Genomic DNA, 18,934 nt, shown 5'->3' with positions numbered 1-18,934 from the left:
CGGTTCGCGACTTGCTGCAATCGCGAAAGACCGAAGCATGATCAAAGGCGACTTTGGGCTCTTTCGGCCAGTCAGGGCACATCGCAGATAACAGCGGCGTCGAGCCCAAATCGACCTTAGATTCCGACGTTTTCCGCTGATGAAACGTCCCAAAATATCCATCTCAAAAACCGCCTGCGTCCTATATTTCCGGAGGTTTGGAGGAAAATCGAATGGCGACGCGTGGGTATTGTCTGTGTAAAAAAACAAGCTGGATCTACCGGGGTGATCAAACATGGGCATGCTATTGCCACTGCGATGACTGCCGCCGGAATTGTGCCGCGCCGGTGGTTGCGTGGTTCGGTGTTCCAATAGAGGCCTTTGAATGGACCGGCGATAAACCTCGTACTTATGAAAGTTCCAAAGGCGTTTTCAGGCACTTTTGCGGAACGTGCGGATCACCCATTGGATTTGAAGCCGATCACTATCCGGGCGGTATGCACCTCTACGCTGCGTCACTCGAAAACCCGGAAGATTTCAAACCGACTTTTCACGTTAACAAGCAAAGCCAGTTGCCTTGGCTGCAAATGACTGATGATCTCGATGCGTTTGAAGGCACATTGCTACACACCCCTAACGACCCAGACGGATATCAGTAGATAGGGAAGCGACCTGATTTTCCAAATGTCAGTTTTGTTGCGCGCGCTCGCCTTTAGTTATCAGCACGTCCAATGTCCGGTTTGTGAGGTCTACAACGCGCCGCACATGCAAAGAATAGAAGCCTAGTCGACGGCAGGTAGACTAGGATTGTAGGTAAACCAATCGTGTAATTTAGCACAAAAAAGCGGACCTTGATCCCTTTGCCGCGAATGACCGGTTCCCACCCCTCGTCTCAAAGCCTGACAATTTTTTCAGCGCCGCGCCATCTCATTCGTCTTTCCTTGTTAGATTTGCAAACGGCCCCGGAAGAAACCCGAGGCCATTTACTCATATCAACAGCCAAAATGACCTATTGAAACGTTTAGGTCATGTCGCATGAAACGCCACACATATGGCGCTCCATCTGACATTACCTATCCGCACGTGAAAAACCTTTTTGTATCAAATAACTATTATCACATTGGCGCGGTATACTGACCAAAAATTTTAGAATGAATTACCTTCATTTAGTGAAGCGATCGAAGGCCTCGCCGCCCCTCCTTGAACAGCAAATCGTCACTCGGTTGCTCTAGGTTTTGCTAGAGTCCGAACCAACAATCTGAATAGAAGTGGCGTATCAATGATCCGGCGAGCCGCCGTTCGCCGCAGCGTTCTTGAAAGTTGGTAGTGCGGGACTTAGCTACCGATCTCTGCGGGTACAACATTTGGAGCAAGGCTGAGGATGGCCACCAAGCTGACGTTCGCTGCAAACGCGAAAAATCTACTGCAAGCGCGAAGTCATCCACCGGGAGGGCGGAAACCAGACCTTCGCTGCTGTCGCTGGGATATTGTGACAATCTTCAAAAGCCGACGTTCAATACCCGAAGCGTGGCCACTATGCTATGTTTTTTATAGGGCCGGCTACCACTGCTTTGCCTTGAAGTTATTCCACCAAAACAAAATCCCCTGGGCGCCAGCTTTTGTCGAACCACTGCTCGAGCGGTCCGTACAAGCGGAACATCATGTTAAAGCTCTTTCCCGGGATCGTTTGAACCCAGTTGTTTTCCCAACCCGCTGGCGCTTCGGGGCCAACAAAGACGCTATAACCACCATCTTCATTTGCCTTGATCCCCTGCTTCTTGGAATCGATCCCGGCGGACTTCATGTCGGTTTCCAGCATTGAGCGTGTTTGGCCGCTGTACATCATGAACGACCAGAAGTTCTTGGCGGGAACCGGACCCGGCAGATCAACGCGATAGGTTTTTGAACCATCAAGATAGTTCCCGTCGATATCGCGGGCCGTCATCGCGTAGACCGAACCACTACCAACCGGCGGTGATGTCATGGCAGGCGTAATGCCCGTGGCCATGTAGTGAAAATAGGTTCTGTCATCCAGCACACGTGCGCCGTTTTCCAGGAACTGATAGCTCTGACGCTGAAACGGTGAATTCCACTGGCGATCGTCATAGAAATAAACCTCGGGGTCCCGGCCGGCATAGGTGATGGTACGCGCGGTACCGTTGGCAATGGCCGCTGCTTCGGTCAGGATGCGTGTCATTCGCTCGTCTGGTTCAAAGGGTTCACCTTTCTTGATCCCTACGGCTGCGAATTTACCCAGAAGTTCAGGATTGAATGCATCCTCAGGTTCGCGCTGTACCGCTTCGTTGACTTCATAAAAGAACTCGATGTTGTTGGCATGAACCGTGTTGTGCCTGACGCCGCTGAGGTTCATGAACACCTCGTCCGGAGGGTTGTCAGCCTGGGAAAGCGGATAGATGTTCATGTATTCTTTAACTGTTTTGACGGCCTCGGTTGTGTCGCCGTTCTCGTCCGGGGACATGCGCCCGAGAAACCAATGGTAGTATGTTTTTGAACGAAGAACGTGGTAACCGTCCGGAATTTCACCGTCATATTTGGGTGGCAGCAACAGGTATTTACCACCTTTCCCTTTGTCCGGACCCAGTGGGCCGAAGTCTGCGACATAGGTGAATTCCGCGTCGTCCATCAGGGCGAGAATGCCCGGCGGAACCTCGATAACCACCGGGCCATTTGAGGAATCAACGATGCTGGTCACATAGATTGTCGTCGTGTTTGCCGTCAGCCAGATGGACCGGGCGTCCATCAGCGTCTCAGTCATGGTGACCTGATTGACCTCAAGCCCCGTGCTGCGAAATCCGTTCACAAAGCCCTGAATTGCGGCAACCGGAATCCCATCCAGAAAGGCCGTGGTCGCCCGGATCAGGTCGAGATTGTCATAGAGTTTCTGCACCGTGTCATCGCTGGGCATACCGTCGAAGAATTCGAGCGTGCCTAGCGAATAGGTCTCAACCTCATCCGGCGTGGTGACGCTGTCGGGAACATCAGCGGAGTATTTTGGTGATTGGGCAAAGCTGGCCGATGTCATGGCAAAAAATGCGGCTACAGCGAGGGGCAAATTGGTTTTCATGTCTTTTTCCTCAATACGAAGATCAGTCAGAAATCTTTTCCATGTCCGGAAGAATCCAGCCGCTTTGCAGCCAGCCTTCTTCCGGGCCGTAAAGGCGGAAGAGTAGGAAGTACGGTTCTGTTGTCGGGATCCAGTTGCTTTCTTTTCCGTCCGGTGCAGTGGGGCCAAAATAGATGTCGTATGAACCATCGTCGTTCACCTGCATCGTGTCTGCGTCACGTGACGAGAGACCAACCGGATCAACGTTGCGGATGAAGCTTTTGGTCTCCATCGAATAGACGATGACCGACCAAAAATCCCGCGCGGGCGTGTCGGCGGGTACGTTCAGCTTGTAGGTCGCGTTGTGGTCATACATTTCCCCGGCGCTGTCGCGCAGGCCGGTCAGGTAAAAGGTCCCACCGCCAAGGTTTTTGGGCAGATAGGTTATCCAGAAATAGCTGCCTCCGGCGCGGTCATCCACCAGCACCTCGGTGTCGGTTTCATAGGGGAATCCGGCCTCTGGCTGACCTTCGGCAAAATCCCATACCAGCCACTGATTTTTCAGTTCTCCATTCTCATCGACCCAAAGCGGCACGGTTGCCAGCCCCGGTTCAACAAAGTACCGCTGCATGGCGGCATAGGCCAGAACGAGACCTTCGTTCATGGCCTGGATTTGCCGTTCATTAGGCTCAAACGGCTTATCCTTTTCAATCCCAAGGTCTTTCAGAAAGTTCACCATGATCTTGTCCTGTGGACGGATCGGGTTGTTCTGAACATAGTCGTTCAGGTCCTGAAAGTAGGTGTGATTGTAGTAGGGAAGCGAGTCGTATGGCACCTCTGACGCCTCGTGATAGGTGTTGGGCGGCGGATTATCCGCCTCGGAAAGGTAATAGATCTTGATTGTCTGGGCATACTCGGCGGCGTCGAGATCCGTCGCACCATTGTACAGACGGGGCCGGAATGAAAATCCGTACTCGTATGTGTCTGTTTCAAAGGGCATGTACCCGGCGGCAGAAAGCTCTTCCAAACTCTGTTCGTCATATCCGGGCGGAAGCATTAGGTATTTGCCACCTTCGCCCTTGTCGAACCCGTCCGGGCCGACATCGGCAATCGGGGTATCCCAGGCATTCACGATGGATCCGAAATAGCTGACCTTATCCGTTGCGGCCGGCACTTGGATCACAAGCGGTCCGGGTTCTGACGTCATCGAAGCCCAAGCATAAGCGGTTACATCGTTGGCCGTGAGGAAACCGTGTTTGGAATCGAAAGGTTTATTTAGATAAACGACATCATTGTAATCACCCCCAAGATCACGACGAATACCTTTGAGAAAGTCGATCATACCCGCCGCGGGCATCCCCCAGATGGCCGCTTGTGTCGCGCGCTGAACCATCATTTGGTATTCGATATCCTCAACTTGCGCTGAACGGGCCAGGATATCTCCGGTATCGTTGAAGGATTGCGCATAGGCGGTTGGGCTGGCTATCGCCATTGCAGCGATCACGGAAAGGGAAGAAAAAACAGGTTTCATGGCAATTTCCTTGGTAAACAGATGGATAGCTTTCGCTGAAGTCTAGCCAAGATTATTCAACTCGGCGTATCATTTCACGACAAACCCTGCGTTGGAGAAGCCTTGATGTCTCTTCCCTCGATGATTTCAGCAAAAGCTTTGGGCGCAATGCCACAGTTCACGCTGGAGCAAATTGGGGAAAAAGCACTGGACCGCGCTCTCGGGAAGGCGGGGCTGCCGCACAAATTTATTGAAGCCAGGGATGGCTATATTCCAAAAAACGCGCTTGCAACTTTTTATTGACCAAGTTGCTCGTGAACTGGGTGAAGGCGATATAGGCCTGATCTGGGCACCGGCGTTGACCGTTGCAGATTACGGTGCTTGGGGTGGATACGTTCGGGGCGCCCCGACGCTTGGGGCTGCCTTGATCCGTGCACAAAGCGTGATGCCCTACCATTCCTCAATGGACAAGACCAATTTCAGAATACACAGCAATCTGGTCGGATACGAATACAAGTTCGGCCTAAAAAAACACGTCGCGTATCCAAATATTGCGTTTTCTGCGATTGGCGCCGTTCTCAGCATTTTTTACCATTTTCTCGGTAGTTCATGGCGGCCTCGCCAGATCTTTTGTGACTTGCCACGCTTGCAGCCTCACGAAGAGGCTGAGGCCACATTCGGTTGCCCTGTGTTGTGGAACAAGGATCGGCTTGAGATATGGTTCGAAAGGTCTGCTCTGTCAGTTGTTTCACCGCACCAAGTGACCAAAAGAGTCACGCTTGAAGACATCAAACGCGAACGCGTGATTGGGCCGCCAGCAAGTTTTCCCGAGATCGTATCACGCGTGTTGCAACTACAGATCGCGTTGGGTGGGATAGATCTCAATGCGGCCGCTCGCTCGTTGGACATCGGCCCTCGATCCCTGCAACGGCGGCTTCAATCCGAAGGTGTCAATTTCCGCACGCTCGCGAACCGCGCCAAAACTGCGCGAGCTGTTGAACTTTTGAACGAGGGCTCTCTGTCCGTGCAAGAGATTGCGACGGATTTAGGGTATGAGAATTCTCAGAACTTCAGCCGCGCTTTTCGTCGAAGTTTAGGTTTACCCCCTTCGGCATATGTTCTGCGCTGACTGGCTATATCCTCGATACGGCATGTCTGCCTCATGCTCAGAAGCAGGCTAATGTGGATTTTAGGGAAACGGCAGCCAAACAGGTTACGATTGTGTTAATCTAGTTGGTTGCTGGATGTCGGTTGTGGGCCGCGGGCGCGTTGGCTGTCGATACAGCAGTTGGTTGTGTCGCCAACAAGCACCGTTACACAGAATTACCGTCAATCTGAGCTAACAGGTTGCGGCGCATCCGTTTGCGCAGCGTCAGGGCCAGACCAACCTGCGGCTTTCATTGCCGCTACCAGCTCTTGAACCGGCTGTGGATCCGCGAAAACCCGAGCCTTCAGTGCTTCGAGGGGGAAGCTTGGCCATGTGTCTGAAAACACTTTTGCAAGCCGTTGTGCTTCGTCTTGTTCCCCGTTTTGCCAATGGGCGGCCATAAGATAAGCGGCGGAAATTGGCCCGAATGGCCCGCCGCGGGAAATCGTTTCCTCGAACGTCCGGATCGCGGCAGCATAGTCTCCGGTATGAAACTGAGCCGCACCCAATGCATTGTCAAAAACAAGCCCCCCACCGTTTCGGGCCAGTTTTCCATAGTGTTCTGATTTTGACAGAACTCGGTCAAAGTCCGATGTATAAAGGGAAATCAAGGCATCGAATTCAGCGACGTGTGGATCATCTGGTGCCAGGCTTACGGCCCGTTGGGATAATCGAACCGCACTGTCGTAGTTGCCCGCCCCGAAATTGAACCAGGCCCGCGCTGAAAGCGGCCATGGTGCATCCGGAGCCAATTCCAAAGCGTAAGCACTGCTCTTATCGGCTGCATGCATCAATTCGACTGAAACGGGATTACCCGATTGTATAATGGCGAACAAGGTTTCGACCTGAGCTGCGCCAGCATACCCCCCGTAATACAACGGGTCTCGCTCGATCGCCGTTTGAAAAATCAGCAACGCAGGCTGAAGGCGCGCCGGATCCGTAACCGGGAAAATCAAGTCGCGGCCGGCATTGCTTAAGTTCATTGCCTCGACCCGGGCTGGCGACACGTCGTAGATCGCAGTTTTGCCAGCTTCGGGGGCCACAGGTTGAGAGGTTCGACCAATCAGAACGCCGACCAATACGCCAGCAAACATCAGAGCAAGCCAGATCGAGATCGCGGTAGCCCGTCGCCGTCTGCGCAACGTTTGCCTGTTTCCTTGGGCACCTGGCAAAAATTCCGGCGCGTAACTCCCAACAGGCAGTGAAATAACCAATTCGTCAGCAACCCCTTTGCTTTCATAATAAGCTTGGAGTTTTCGCCGAACGCGTCCTGCATCTACACGCACGACACCTTCGCGTTTCAACAGCTCATCCGCGTCGTACCCATAGACATCCATCGCAATGGTTTTGGCGCGAATCGCGTCGGAACGACCTTTGAGTGTTTCGACTACAACATAAGACAGGAAAGACCGCATTCGGGCGGATCCTTTGAATTCATCCGAATTTTGAACCCTGTCCAGAGCATCGCGAACCTGCTCGGCCGAGAATGGTTGAGCGTCAATCTGGTCCTGAGCGTCCACGCTGACGGTCAAATACTATCCTTTCGCAATAAGGGTTTGGCGCCACATTGCTACGGTAGCATGCGGCCTTAAACGTTCAATACATATTCTGTTGGATGCATGCTTGGCAAACGAATGCCTCAAGGGCGCTGCCAATGACGGAAGATGAGTTCTTTGAAAACCAATTTCCCAACGCGGGTCGCCTGCTGCAGCACCTGCGTGCAAAAGACCAAGAGTTCGATCGAATTTGCCGTGACTACAAGCAAGTCTTCGCCGAACTAGCGGCTCCGGCAAAGTCGCGGTCAGTTCCACGGATGCGCTACATTGCCGATCTGGCGGAAAGCCTTTCGGATCTGCGCAGCAGTATTGAAGTGCGGCTTCAGGCCCAGGGTCCGGACGCGCAACTGGTTTCGGTTAAAGACTTGGAGGATTGACATGAGACTTGGATACATCTTGTCGGCGCTGTTGATGGGCGCCAGCCCGATGCTTGCACAGGAAAACCCCATTGTTCATGATGGTGAGTTCGATTTCCTCCGCGCGCAGTTTGGTGAGGTATGGGATGCGCAGGATGTTGAAGTCGACGCCCGGCTTGCCGAGATCCGCGCCACTAACGGCGGCAAACCTCCCAACTTTCTCTACATTCTGATTGATGACGTGAGCTTTGGTCAGATGGGTGACCGCAAGATGAATTACGTCATGGGGATCGAGACGCCCAGTATCAATCAATTGGCCACTGAGGGCATGTCGCTGATGCGCATGTATACTGAACCCTCGTGCACTCCCACCCGCACCGCCATGCTTACAGGTCGCCACCCAATCCGCGCCGGTGTGGAAGAAGTCAAAGTGGCCTTGGTCGGTGAAGGACTTCCAGCCAGTGAAGTGACGCTGCCGGAAATTCTGAAACAGGTCGGCTACAACACAGCTCATGTAGGCAAATGGCATCAGGGCGACATTGAACAGTCTTACCCTCACAATCAGGGGTTCGATTGGGCGGCGTTTCCGCTCCACCAGCAAGTACAGCTGAGCCTCATGACCCCGGAAGCCATGCGGTCCAACACTATGCTCGGCTACGTGTCCGAAGGTCAGAACAATCAGTTTCTGCTGGATGAACATTTCAAGCCATATGGTCTGGTAACAGGTGTCGAGGCCGAAGCCGGTGGACCCGCCCAAGAGGTGGACATGTCAGCCGGAGAGGTGTGGACACAGGCCAAATACGAAGAGATGAACGAGCGATATCAACGGCAGATCCTCGAGCAGCTCGAACGCCTGGCTGCGGAAGACAAGCCGTTCTTCTTGCAATACTGGCCGCTTTATCCGTTGAACTTCGTCTACCCGGATCAGGCAATCTCACGGAACGGCGGGTTTCACGCCGACAAGCTGCAATTGCTGGACGGTTGGATCGGGGATCTCTTGGCCAAACTTGAAGAAACCGGTCAGGGAGACAACACGATTGTTGTTCTGATGGCGGATAATGGTCTGATGTATCACTACGAGGGCACATCCGGCCTGAACCAGTTGATCTATCGCGGCGGCAAAACCCAGCACCTTGAAGGCGGTGTTCGAACCGATGCGTTCATTCGCTGGCCCGGCGTGATCGAGGCCAACAGCGCTGCCGGAGATATATTTCATGTGTCCGATATCTTCACCACGATGGCGCGAATTGCCGGAGCCACCGAATTTATCCCGCGGGACCGTGTCATTGATGGCATTGACCAGACGGCCTTGCTGTTGAACGGAGAGGGGAATGGCCGGCGTGATTATGTCTATGTTTACGAAGGGCCTGTCTTGCGCTCGATCGTCAAACAAGAGTTCAAGATGCATCTACCTGCGCCCGGCCAGCCCGGTGCTGCTGCGCCGACCTATAACATCTACCGTGACCCGCGCGAGGAACACCCTTTGGTTGGCTACTCGCTTTGGGCAGGCGCATCCTTTCAGGACATGATCAAGCGCCACCAGAAGATGATCGCCAAATACCCGCATTCCGAGATTGGCAAAGGTACCCCTTATGAGGGCATCGAAAACCTGCGACCGGAAACCGAACAGACCCGCGAGGTATTCATGAGTTGGCAGTAAAACTGTAAACTCGCGCAATCATACGAATATTAAAATGTCATCAAGTGTTAGCGCGTCAAAATTCAAACAGCGAAGCTCGGCTTCGAATTCTGGGGGAGACGGAATGAAACTACAATGGCTTCTGGTTCTGTGTGCATGTGTTGCGGCCGCACCTTTGCAGGCACAGCAAGGCCCGATTCAACACGACGCTGAGTTCTACATTTTGCAAGCCCAACGCGCAGAGCAATGGGCGCAGGATGATAGGTTCGTTGATGATGCTCTGGCCGCTTTTCGTGACCGCAACAACGGACAGTCCCCAAACATAGTCAGCGTGCTGATCGATGATATGGGCTTTGGTGACATGGGTATTCCAGAGCTTAATGCGGTCCGTGGATACGACACTCCGAATATCAACGACTTTTCGGACGAGGCGCTGCGCATGGTCCGGATGTATACCGAGCCGTCCTGCACCCCAACGCGCGTGGCACAAATGACCGGCCGCTTGCCCGTGCGAATGGGAATGGGTGACACGGCCGTCGATATCGCCGGTTTTGGTTTGCCTGGCGGTGAAGTGACGCTGGCCGAGGTCCTGAAACAGGCCGGTTACGCAACCAGCCATATCGGCAAGTGGCATATGGGCGACATCGCGGAAAGCTGGGCCATGAATCAGGGTTTCGACTACGCACAGCACGCCATTCACCAGCAGGGTCAACTGACCATCTTCAACGATGATGCGATCAAGGAACAGGTCTCGGTTGCGATCCGAGACTATGACGACAAATACACATTGGACGGCTGGTTCCGACCGGATGCCTCGGCGATGATGACCGTAATCGAAGGTGAGACCGGAGGCCCGATCCGCGAAATCCGCATGGAAACCGGCGAACGCTGGAACGCCGCCAAATACGATGAAATGAACCAGGCCTTTCAGGACAAAACGCTAAGTGAGCTGGAGCGCCTCGCGGTTGGAGACGCTCCGTTCTTTCTACAATACTGGCCCATGATACCGCTGGACAATACCCGCGCCGGTCGGGACGGGCCCAAAAGCGCGAACGGCGGCCTCTATGTCGACAAGATGCAGCTTTTGGATCAATGGCTGGGAGATCTTTTTGAACGGCTGGACGAACTTGGTCTGAGCGAAAACACCATCGTCGTCGTCATGGGCGACAATGGCCATTTCACCAAATACGCACCGCAGTCAGGATTTACTCCGATGATCTTTGCCGGCGGCAAGGGTGACACGACCGAAGGCGGTGTGCGCGTCGACGCCTTTATCCGCTGGCCCGGTATGATTGAGGCGGACGGTTTGTTGAACAGCATTGTTCACGTCTCCGATCTTTATACGACCCTGTCTCGGTTCGCAGGCGCAGACGCGTTCATCCCAAGAGATCGCGTGGTCGACGGGGTCGATCAAACCGCTGCCTTGCTATTTGCGGACGAGTCAAAGGCCCGCCGCGATCACGTCATCATTTACTCGGTCACAAAGCCTGAGGCGATTGTAAAAGATCAGCTGAAACTCAAACTGCCGGGACCGGGCGAGAATGCGATCGTCGCCAAGTTCTTCGACCTCTACCGAGACACGCGCGAGGAATACTCGGTGTCTACCGAAGTCGGTGCATGGGGCGGTCAGGAATTCGTGCGCATTCTGGGCCGTCACATGGCCCGTAAAGACAAATACCCTGACACGCCGCCCGCTTATGGCATTCCATATGAAGGGATCGAAAACATCCGTCCCGAAACCCAGCGCGCTGTAGAGGCTTTCATGATCAAACAGGGCTCACCACAGCAATAACCAACGCGCTTAGCGGCGGCACGCACAGCAGGGTACCGAACTTGAGGATCACAACATGGTTGGCAATTTAGTTTTCGCACTTGGATTGATCGTTTCACTAGGCATCGGGTTTGTTTACTTCCGCGATCTGGGCGATGTCTCACAAATGCTGCTGAAGGTTAAGCGCAAGAATATGTTGCGCTTTATCCGCCATGAATATCGCCTGATTGGCGTCGGCCTGGGCGGGTTTGCAGTAGCAACTCTTGCGCATTTCCTTTTGGGCGGCGGCCCGTTCTGGCTATGGCTCGTCGCGGCTGTGCTTACCCTTCTTCTCTATGGGTTTCCCTACGTGTGGGTGCATTTGGGTCTACGGAACCAGCTCAATGATGCTCAGTATTTCCCGATCGAGGAAGCCCGGAAGTATGTCGGACCAACGGCGCCGGTCATCGTCATTGAACACAACGGTCATGCCCGCGCGCACCCAGATGCGCAGATCATGCGCCCTCATCTGGCCGGGGATGTAGATGGCTTGGGTGGCGAAGACGTGGTCATGACCTATTGTGCGATGGCAAATCTGGGTCAGGGATACTCTCCGCGAATAGAAGGGCGGCGGCTGAACCTCGAAGTTTTGGCGCAGCACGGTAATAATCTGATCCTGCGCGACAACGACACAGGCGAGCCGATCCAGCACATCTATGGGTTCCGCGAGGCGGATCGCGACCCGAACCCTGACGGTCCTGCCTGCCCGATCAGGCCCGAAGCGCAAATGAAGCCCTGGCCCACCTTTCGCATGACGTTCCGCGGGTTTCAGAAGGCCTATCCTGAAGGTGAGGTGTTTCTGAACAAACCATCCTCGAACCCCTTGCTGCGCCTGTTGGACATGATGACCGAGATAACCTTTGGTTGGGGTATCGGGCGCCAACATCAGGAAGACGCGCCAGTGATGGACAACATAGATCGCTCTGACCACCGTTTGCCCAACAAAACCTACGTTTGGGGAATAACGATCGGTAAAGATGCGGCGTGCTGGACCGACGATTTCATCGTCGAGAACAATTGGATCGTAAATACCAACGTCGGAGGACGGAATGTCGTGGTCAGCCTGGATCCGAAGTATGAAAGCCTGGGCGTCTGGTACAACGATTTTAGTCAACCTGTAACCCAATGCGACTTCTGGGGTCATTCCGATCTGGGTCAGCTAACGCGTGTCGAAACCCTTCGTGCAGGCGTGTTCTGGCACGTCTGGTCCGAGTTTTTTCCGAACACAGATATCAATCGTGTCGGCATCAGTTCAATGGTCATCGAAGGAGCTGCGGAATGAAGAGCGCGGGGAAACGTGAACAAGCCAATCGCCATTCTTTCAAATCTGTACATTTGACGGGAGGGACAGAATGACTTCGTCTTTTTGGGGTAAAAACTGCGCAACGGCTGCAGGTCTATTTGCATCTTTGGCCACGTCGGTTTCGGCACAAAAATCCGATTGGTCTTACGAGGCCACAATCTACCTGTTCATGCCTGAAACGAATACATCCCTGAGCACACCAGCGGGTACCGTGGACGGCACGCTCAGCTTTCCCGACGCTCTGCAAAACCTCGATCTGGCCTTTATGGGCGCGTTCTCGGCTACCAACGGACGATGGCTGATACTTTTAGATTACAACTACACAGATTTGTCGTTCAGCAACAGCACCCCTGGCCCCGCAACTTCGGGCCTGGAGACATCGTTTACCACGCAATACCTAAGTGGATACCTGGGCTACCGAGTGTACGAAGCGCCAACTGTCGATGTGGATGTCGTAGGAGGGTTCCGGTGGTTCGACACCGATACGACGTTCACTCTTGAACCTAGCACGGCACCGGGGCGCACGACAACGGCGGACAATAGCAGGACCGACCCTGTCATTGGCGCCAGAGCACGCGTTCAGCTCTCGGACAAATGGACAGGCTCTGGATTTGTCGACTACGGCGGCTTCCGCAGCGGCAGCGAAACCTGGCAGGTTCTGCTAACAGCTGACTATGCAATTAATGACAGATGGCTGATCCGCGGTGGTTACCGCTATATCTCATTCGATCATGAGATCGACGGCAACGATTTCACATTCGATCAGTCGGGGCCGGTGTTAGGTGCGACGTATCGGTTCTAGACGTCTATTTAAGCAAACGCGAGACAATTTGTTGAATTAGGATCGTCGTTTGATTGGCGCAAGCTGATCGCAAAAAGCGTTTAGTGCAAGACATCCGCTTGTGTTCCAAACGTTGTTGTCATGCCTTGAGGCTACCTTGCACGCAGGCATTGATAGCGGGGTGGAATTTATTGCCACTCTGGAATTCGATCACCTGTGGATTTTGCATCGGCGGCGAATGTCCGGAAAGCGAGATGCGAGCGCAGCATTGCAACACCTCAGTGAACGGCAGAAATGGGCCGTCTTACTTTGGCTGATTGGTTCACCTCCGTCCTCGCAAAAACTCTTAGAAAAGTCCTTCGCGTACGGTATTCTGCCTGTTATCAAAAAAGAGGAAAATTGTTATGCCGTTTTCTTTTGCAGATCGAGATGATCGCTCGCTAAATGATCCAATATCGTTGATCAGGGAATTTTTGGATCAGCTTAAGAGTCTGCTTCAGGACATCATTCGCGATTCCGTTGAAGGTATAGACTTCAAGACAGACCTTGGCGAAGAACTGCCGCTAATTGAAATGGTTTTGACAGACTGCGAAGAACGACAAGTTTTTGAGCGCACTTCAGAAGCGATTTATGACTCGGACATCGGTGAAGTCGGACTTGCGGGCCCAAGCCTATCCGGGAAACTGGGAGTGCTTGAAGCCTTTAGCGGACAATTTAGACAAGGCGTTAAGAAAGTGATTAAGTATATCCTTGACTTAGTCAATTCGATTGTTGGCTCTATCAAGACAGCGTTGGGTCCAGGTGGCGTGGTCGCAGATGCAATTGCTGAGCTAAAGGACCTGATCAAGGCAAAAATCGACATGGCAAACGACTGGTAGGTATTAGATCGAAGCAGTCAGCTGCTTGGTTAGCTGTTTCTCGAATGACTGCTTCGTCCAGCGATCTGTGACTTCGCCCTTCAGCTAGTTTTGCCATCGCAGCGAATGTCCGGAATTACGGTTCGCACCGCAGCATGCGAGCACACGATCGAGTGTCTGCTTTGGGCCCAAAGCGGACCTTCACGCGTTTGGCAGTGAAGGTCCGAATTGCCATGGCAATCTATGCAACCTTAAGACCGGTAACCGTTCGCGCGTAATGCGGCATCAAGAAGAAAGGGCTCGTTGTGGACATGGGGGCAGTGCAGCATCTGCTCAGGATAGTGTCGGCGCCCGATCGCGGACGGCCCAAACCGGCCTTGAACAAGTCTCTTGTATTCTACAGCATAGCGGATTGATGCAGGCTTCAGTTGCACCAGCAAACCGCACTTCCAAATCATCCTATGCGATTCAAACCTGTCCGGGAAGCCACAGAACGATAGCAGGGAAAGCAACGAGCATCGCGATGGTTGCAGCATCCGCCAGAAAGAAAGGTGTTACACCTTTAAAAACATCCTGAACGCTTAGGTCATCACGAACGCCGGCCACGACAAAGCAATTCAGCCCAATAGGTGGCGTGATGAGGCAAAACTCGGCCATTTTGACAACCAGAATGCCAAACCAGATGGCACACATAGGCCCGGACATACCGAAGGTACTATCAGCTGCACTTACGGCTTCACCACCGTTCAACGCCATGACGGCGGGATAAACCACCGGCAACGTCAGCAGCAGCATACCTATCGCATCCATGAACATGCCCAGTACAGCGTAAGCCAAAAGAATACAGATCAGGATTAGCATCGGAGACATCTCAAGCGAGGTGATCCAGTCGGAGAATGCACTTGGGAGCTCGGCGAAACCAAGAAAACGAACGTAAACCAAAACGCCCCAGATGATCGTAAAAATCATGACGCTCAGTTTGGCGGTTTCCAAAAGCGCGTCTTTGAGTTCGGACCAGCGCATACCCTGATACAGCGCCATCAGGAACACTACAAATGCTCCAATTGCGCCGCCTTCGGTTGGCGTACCCCAGGCATCGCCGCCGAATGGATTGTAGACAAAGAAGATGATAGTGACGACGACAATCACGATGGGCAATGCGGGCGGCAACGAGAGGAAACGTTCTTTCCATGTAAAGCCGGTGACGGCGGGACCAAATCCTTTGATCACGACGGCCATGCCAATGATCAGCAAGCCATAAATTACCGCCGAGAACATGCCTGGTATGAACCCGGCCAACAGCAGTTTGCCTACGTCCTGCTCGACAATAATCGCGTAGATGACCAGAATGGCCGAAGGTGGGATGAGCGAGGCGAGCGTACCGCCTGCAGCGACGACACCTGCAGCGAAACGCTTGTCGTAGCCGATCTTCAGCATCTCGGGGATGGCGATACGGGCGAACACAGCGGAAGTGGCGACCGAGGCCCCGGATACCGCCGCAAACCCTGCGGTTGCAAAAACGGTGGAAACCGCCAGCCCGCCGGGAACCCATGCGAGCCAACGCTTCGCGGCTTCGAACAGCGCCTTGGTCAGGCCCGCGTAATAGGCGAGGTAACCAATCAGGATGAAGGTCGGGATAAGGCTCAACGCTTGGCTTGAAATCTTGGAGTGCGGCACCTGCCCCGCTGTTTTGACGGCCACAGTCACAGCCTTGCCGAACCGCGCTGGGTCATAACCAAACTTGGCCCAGAAGATCCAGATCAGACCAACCATGCCTGCTGTCGCGGCGGCAAACGCCACGCGCATCCCCAACACCACAAGAACAAGCATACCCCCCGAGACGATCAGACCAATATCAATGGGTTCCATCAGACTTAACCTCAGTTGTCGTGGCCCGAGACGTGCTCGGCTTCCATTGCAGCTTGAGTGGCTGCATCGGCTATTAGTGGGACGGCAATAGGTGCCTGATCGGGGTGTCGGATCGCGCGACCATAGGCCCAGAGCTGCAGAACAAGCCTTAGGCAAAGCACGCTAAAGGCGACGGGGGCCAACAGCTTTGCGGGCCACAACGGGATGCCTATGTCGATCGAGCTGTCGCGGCTCCAGAGTGGCGCACCAAAGTCAAAGCTGCGTGCGAAATGCGCCCAGCTCCCCCAGATCAGCAAGACGATCAGCGCCAGAATGACAGCAGTTGTGACGAACTCAACGATATAGAGCGTCCGGCCTCTAAGCGCTCCAACAACCATGTCCATTCGGATATGACCGCCATCACGCTGCGCATAGGAAATCCCCATGAAGGCGATTAACGGCATGGCCTGCTCGATCCAGTCCACGTAACCGGGAAGTGGCGCATTGGCGAAATTCCGACCACCAACGGAGACTACGGCCATGACCATCAGCGAGAAAACTGCAAGACCGCTGATCAGAGCCAGAAAGCTTTCCAGTTTGTAGAGATGTTGATCGAGAATGCTGAGACGGCTGTCGTCGGACAGCACCTGGGATGACCCGGCCATCGTTGTACTCCGCTGTCAGGAAAGAAAGAACCCGACGCCAATCAAGCTGACGCCGGGCAGTGAGTGGATTAGCTGCCGCTAGCGATCTTCCCGGTCACAAGGTCATAAAGCTCTTGTGCTGGCAGGCCGCGCTCGGTGTTTTCTGCAATCCAGGCCTCGGCCGCGGGGGCGGCAGCAGCTTCTTTGAACGCTGCGATTTCTTCATCACTGAAAGTGACCCGTTCGATGCCGCGTTGATCCAGCTCAGGGCCCCACGCTTCCATCGTTTTGGTCTGGTAGTGGCTCACGTAGTGATCCAACGCCTCTTCCACTGATCCCAGCAGAGCTTCGCGGTGTTCGTCAGACAGATCTTCCAGCGCCAGCGTGTTCACCACGACAGGGCAGTTGACGGTGCCGGGATTGAGGTTCGTCGTCCACCACGTGCCATTTTCAATGGTGCCAAAGGACATATGCGCGTGTGGCGCAAAGCTGACCGCTTTGACGATGCCGCTATCCATTGCCTGACGCACTTCGGATGCAGACATCGAGGTCGGAACTGCCCCAACAGTCTCCATCGCTTTACCGATGCCGCCAGTCGCCCGAACGCTCAGACCTTCGAAATCGGTTAGTGATTTAGGTGCTTCACCGACGCCAACAAGGTTGTACTGCGGCAGCGGCGACGGCATCAGGAGCGTAGCATCCCAGCGGGCCAGATCCTCGACAACGGCCGGGTGTTGGTAGACAGCCATCGACAGGTCGACCTCTTGGTCCAGCGAAGTCACACCCAGAAACGGCAGTTCCAGAACCGTGATCGAGGGGTTTTTGTCGCGATGATAGCCAGCGCAGAACTGGGCCATTTCAAACGCACCGATCGAAATCCCATCGAGGTTTTCTTTGTTCTTCGACAGGCCGCCATAGCTGATGTTGAGTGTGAACTCACCGCCCGTCTTTTCGCTCACCAGTTCGGCAAGTTTCTCGACGTGTTCGGTAAAGGCACGACGCTTGCCCCACAGGGAAACGTTCCATTCGACGGCCAGTGCTTCGGATGCAACGGTCAGTGACAGGGCAGCAATGGCCGCCCGGTTAAGATGTTTGCGCATAATGGCTCCTCCCAGATCACGCAATTCGCTTGGGTGGAGTATCCAGGATGTGCAGCAGCCTGCCTATGAAGGAAAATGCGTGTGAACAGTCGGAGTCCCTGCGGATATCCGCAGAGTGGTTTCGCTTACAAGAGCGCCTCTTTATCGAGACCGAGTTTGACGATCTTTTCGTTGAGCGTCCGGCGGCCAATCCCAAGCGCTTCGGCGGCTGCTTCCATGCGGCCTTTGTGCGCCTTGATAGCTTTGCCGATGAGTTCACGTTCAAAAGCGGCAACCGCTTCGCGCAGCGTATCCGGCACTTCGTCGAAGTGCTGATCGCTTTGGATAGCCTGCGCCACCGACCCTCCTCCGCGTCGGGCCGCCAAAATACGCCGTTCGCAGACATGGCGCAATTCACGTACATTCCCGGGCCAGCCATGTGCAAGCAGAGCGGCCAAATCGTCCTGATCAAGTTCTGGCGCGTCTATCTCATAAACCTGCGCGTATTCGTTCAAGAAATGCGTTGCCAACAGAACAAGATCATCCCGTCTTTGACGCAAAGGAGGCAGAGACAGGACAACGGTATTCAATCGAAACAAAAGGTCCTGACGCAGGCGACCTTCCTCGGCTGCCAGTACAACATCTTCGTTGGTTGCTGACACGACCCTGAAGCTTACCGGCACGGGCGACACAGCCCCCACCGGCAGCACCTGCTGATCTTCGATTACCCTTAGCAGCTTGGCCTGCGCTGCAGGCGGGCATGAGCAGATTTCATCCAGAAACAAGGTCCCGCCCGATGCCGCTACAAGCCTTCCGTCGGATTCACCTGCGACGCCGAACATTTCCGCTTCAAATGTATCGGCCGACAACGCGGCGCAGTTCAGCGCAAGAAACGGTGCTTCCGGCGAACGGCCCAAATCATGTAAAGCATGGGCAACCAGCTCTTTCCCGGTGCCGGTATCCCCCTGCAACAAAACCGCAACCGAAGTATCGGCAAGGTCAAGTACTTCTTGTCGCAAGTCTGTAATGGCGTCTGTTTGCCCGAGCAGGATGCGATCCAGCCCTGACAGTTTGAACAGCCGGTCTTTGAGGCGAGCATTGCTTTTCCGCATTCGGTTTTGTTCAGCCGCGTGCCTCAGCACCGTAAGCAATCGCCGTGGCTCATATGGCTTTTCGATGAACCCATACGCCCCATCCTGTATAGCTTGAACCGCCATCGGGATGTCACCATGTGCCGATATCAATACCACCGGAGGCGCCACATGCCTGTCCAGGCTGGCCAGCAATTCGAGCCCCGACATGCCGGGCATACGCACATCAGACAAAATGACATCGGGCGAGGCGTTGGCCAGATGTTCCGT

16 protein-coding genes are annotated in these 18,934 nt (G+C 54.2%); 9 read left to right on the top strand and 7 right to left on the bottom strand.

The window, feature by feature from the left end; all coding sequences use genetic code 11:
• The first annotated feature begins 212 nt into the window (after positions 1 to 212).
• Positions 213 to 638, top strand: a complete 426-nt coding sequence (locus E1297_RS39950) for a GFA family protein (protein WP_196223522.1) — start codon at positions 213 to 215, stop codon at positions 636 to 638.
• Positions 639 to 1,561: 923 nt separating this feature from the next.
• Here E1297_RS39950 and E1297_RS39945 read toward each other — a convergent pair.
• Together E1297_RS39945 and E1297_RS39940 are read right to left on the bottom strand one after the other, a co-directional pair.
• The gene (locus E1297_RS39945) at positions 1,562 to 3,064 is read right to left on the bottom strand and encodes a DUF1254 domain-containing protein (protein ID WP_155148164.1); all 1,503 of its coding nucleotides are present in this window, start codon (positions 3,062 to 3,064) and stop codon (positions 1,562 to 1,564) included.
• 22 nt (positions 3,065 to 3,086) lie between these two features.
• Entirely contained in the window at positions 3,087 to 4,574 is a 1,488-nt protein-coding gene (locus E1297_RS39940; RefSeq protein ID WP_155148162.1) for a DUF1214 domain-containing protein, read from the bottom strand.
• Between the two features lie 105 nt (positions 4,575 to 4,679).
• Between E1297_RS39940 and E1297_RS39935 the strand changes: the two genes are divergently transcribed.
• On the top strand, positions 4,680 to 4,856 hold the full coding sequence (locus tag E1297_RS39935) for a hypothetical protein (RefSeq protein ID WP_155148160.1): 177 nt from the start codon (positions 4,680 to 4,682) through the stop codon (positions 4,854 to 4,856).
• Positions 4,816 to 5,682, top strand: coding sequence for an AraC family transcriptional regulator (locus tag E1297_RS39930; protein WP_155148158.1), 867 nt, complete (start codon positions 4,816 to 4,818; stop codon positions 5,680 to 5,682). The genes E1297_RS39935 and E1297_RS39930 overlap by 41 nt, the downstream gene beginning before the upstream one ends.
• 200 nt (positions 5,683 to 5,882) lie before the next feature.
• On the opposite strand, the gene E1297_RS39925 is transcribed toward E1297_RS39930, so the two are convergent.
• Positions 5,883 to 7,232: a tetratricopeptide repeat protein gene (locus tag E1297_RS39925; RefSeq protein ID WP_155148157.1), complete on the bottom strand. Its 1,350-nt coding sequence runs from the start codon at positions 7,230 to 7,232 to the stop codon at positions 5,883 to 5,885.
• Between the two features lie 122 nt (positions 7,233 to 7,354).
• Here E1297_RS39925 and E1297_RS39920 point away from each other — a divergent pair, with 122 nt between their 5' ends.
• The 6 genes from E1297_RS39920 to E1297_RS39895 all read left to right on the top strand — a co-directional run bounded on the left by E1297_RS39920 (position 7,355) and on the right by E1297_RS39895 (position 14,023).
• Entirely contained in the window at positions 7,355 to 7,633 is a 279-nt protein-coding gene (locus tag E1297_RS39920) for a hypothetical protein (RefSeq protein ID WP_155148155.1), read from the top strand.
• Position 7,634: 1 nt separating this feature from the next.
• Positions 7,635 to 9,272: a sulfatase-like hydrolase/transferase gene (locus tag E1297_RS39915; protein ID WP_155148153.1), complete on the top strand. Its 1,638-nt coding sequence runs from the start codon at positions 7,635 to 7,637 to the stop codon at positions 9,270 to 9,272.
• 103 nt (positions 9,273 to 9,375) lie between these two features.
• Positions 9,376 to 11,043, top strand: coding sequence for a sulfatase-like hydrolase/transferase (locus tag E1297_RS39910; RefSeq protein ID WP_155148151.1), 1,668 nt, complete (start codon positions 9,376 to 9,378; stop codon positions 11,041 to 11,043).
• Between the two features lie 55 nt (positions 11,044 to 11,098).
• Positions 11,099 to 12,343, top strand: a complete 1,245-nt coding sequence (locus E1297_RS39905; protein WP_155148149.1) for a DUF3179 domain-containing (seleno)protein — start codon at positions 11,099 to 11,101, stop codon at positions 12,341 to 12,343.
• 70 nt (positions 12,344 to 12,413) lie between these two features.
• The gene (locus E1297_RS39900; protein WP_155148147.1) at positions 12,414 to 13,166 is read left to right on the top strand and encodes an outer membrane protein; all 753 of its coding nucleotides are present in this window, start codon (positions 12,414 to 12,416) and stop codon (positions 13,164 to 13,166) included.
• A 383-nt stretch (positions 13,167 to 13,549) separates the two neighbouring features.
• Positions 13,550 to 14,023 carry a hypothetical protein gene (locus E1297_RS39895; protein WP_155148145.1) on the top strand — a complete coding sequence of 158 codons (474 nt, stop codon included), beginning with the start codon at positions 13,550 to 13,552 and terminating at the stop codon, positions 14,021 to 14,023.
• Positions 14,024 to 14,470: 447 nt separating this feature from the next.
• Here E1297_RS39895 and E1297_RS39890 read toward each other — a convergent pair whose 3' ends face one another.
• The 4 genes from E1297_RS39890 to E1297_RS39875 all read right to left on the bottom strand — a co-directional run.
• Positions 14,471 to 15,871: a TRAP transporter large permease gene (locus E1297_RS39890; RefSeq protein ID WP_155148143.1), complete on the bottom strand. Its 1,401-nt coding sequence runs from the start codon at positions 15,869 to 15,871 to the stop codon at positions 14,471 to 14,473.
• Positions 15,872 to 15,882: 11 nt separating this feature from the next.
• Positions 15,883 to 16,515, bottom strand: coding sequence for a TRAP transporter small permease subunit (locus E1297_RS39885; protein WP_155148142.1), 633 nt, complete (start codon positions 16,513 to 16,515; stop codon positions 15,883 to 15,885).
• Between the two features lie 68 nt (positions 16,516 to 16,583).
• A complete protein-coding gene (dctP, locus tag E1297_RS39880) occupies positions 16,584 to 17,594 on the bottom strand; it encodes a TRAP transporter substrate-binding protein DctP (RefSeq protein WP_155148140.1) in 1,011 nt (336 codons plus the stop codon).
• Between the two features lie 125 nt (positions 17,595 to 17,719).
• Positions 17,720 to 18,934, bottom strand: a 1,215-nt coding sequence (locus tag E1297_RS39875) for a sigma-54 dependent transcriptional regulator (RefSeq protein ID WP_155148224.1), incomplete at its 5' end; no start/stop codon positions are given.

This window comes from Roseibium sp. RKSG952, assembly GCF_009711355.1.
Note: the sequence above shows the minus strand (reverse complement) of the source record. Positions and strands in the feature narration are given on the sequence as shown.

Bases quoted from the DNA above. Each gene is read 5' to 3' on its own strand.
- E1297_RS39950 (WP_196223522.1), top strand. From the start codon at position 213: ATGGCGACGCGTGGGTATTGTCTGTGTAAAAAAACAAGCTGGATCTAC.
- E1297_RS39945 (WP_155148164.1), bottom strand. From the start codon at position 3,064: ATGAAAACCAATTTGCCCCTCGCTGTAGCCGCATTTTTTGCCATGACA.
- E1297_RS39940 (WP_155148162.1), bottom strand. From the start codon at position 4,574: ATGAAACCTGTTTTTTCTTCCCTTTCCGTGATCGCTGCAATGGCGATA.
- E1297_RS39935 (WP_155148160.1), top strand. From the start codon at position 4,680: ATGTCTCTTCCCTCGATGATTTCAGCAAAAGCTTTGGGCGCAATGCCA.
- E1297_RS39930 (WP_155148158.1), top strand. From the start codon at position 4,816: ATGGCTATATTCCAAAAAACGCGCTTGCAACTTTTTATTGACCAAGTT.
- E1297_RS39920 (WP_155148155.1), top strand. From the start codon at position 7,355: ATGACGGAAGATGAGTTCTTTGAAAACCAATTTCCCAACGCGGGTCGC.
- E1297_RS39915 (WP_155148153.1), top strand. From the start codon at position 7,635: ATGAGACTTGGATACATCTTGTCGGCGCTGTTGATGGGCGCCAGCCCG.
- E1297_RS39910 (WP_155148151.1), top strand. From the start codon at position 9,376: ATGAAACTACAATGGCTTCTGGTTCTGTGTGCATGTGTTGCGGCCGCA.
- E1297_RS39905 (WP_155148149.1), top strand. From the start codon at position 11,099: ATGGTTGGCAATTTAGTTTTCGCACTTGGATTGATCGTTTCACTAGGC.
- E1297_RS39900 (WP_155148147.1), top strand. From the start codon at position 12,414: ATGACTTCGTCTTTTTGGGGTAAAAACTGCGCAACGGCTGCAGGTCTA.
- E1297_RS39895 (WP_155148145.1), top strand. From the start codon at position 13,550: ATGCCGTTTTCTTTTGCAGATCGAGATGATCGCTCGCTAAATGATCCA.
- E1297_RS39890 (WP_155148143.1), bottom strand. From the start codon at position 15,871: ATGGAACCCATTGATATTGGTCTGATCGTCTCGGGGGGTATGCTTGTT.
- E1297_RS39885 (WP_155148142.1), bottom strand. From the start codon at position 16,515: ATGGCCGGGTCATCCCAGGTGCTGTCCGACGACAGCCGTCTCAGCATT.
- dctP (WP_155148140.1), bottom strand. From the start codon at position 17,594: ATGCGCAAACATCTTAACCGGGCGGCCATTGCTGCCCTGTCACTGACC.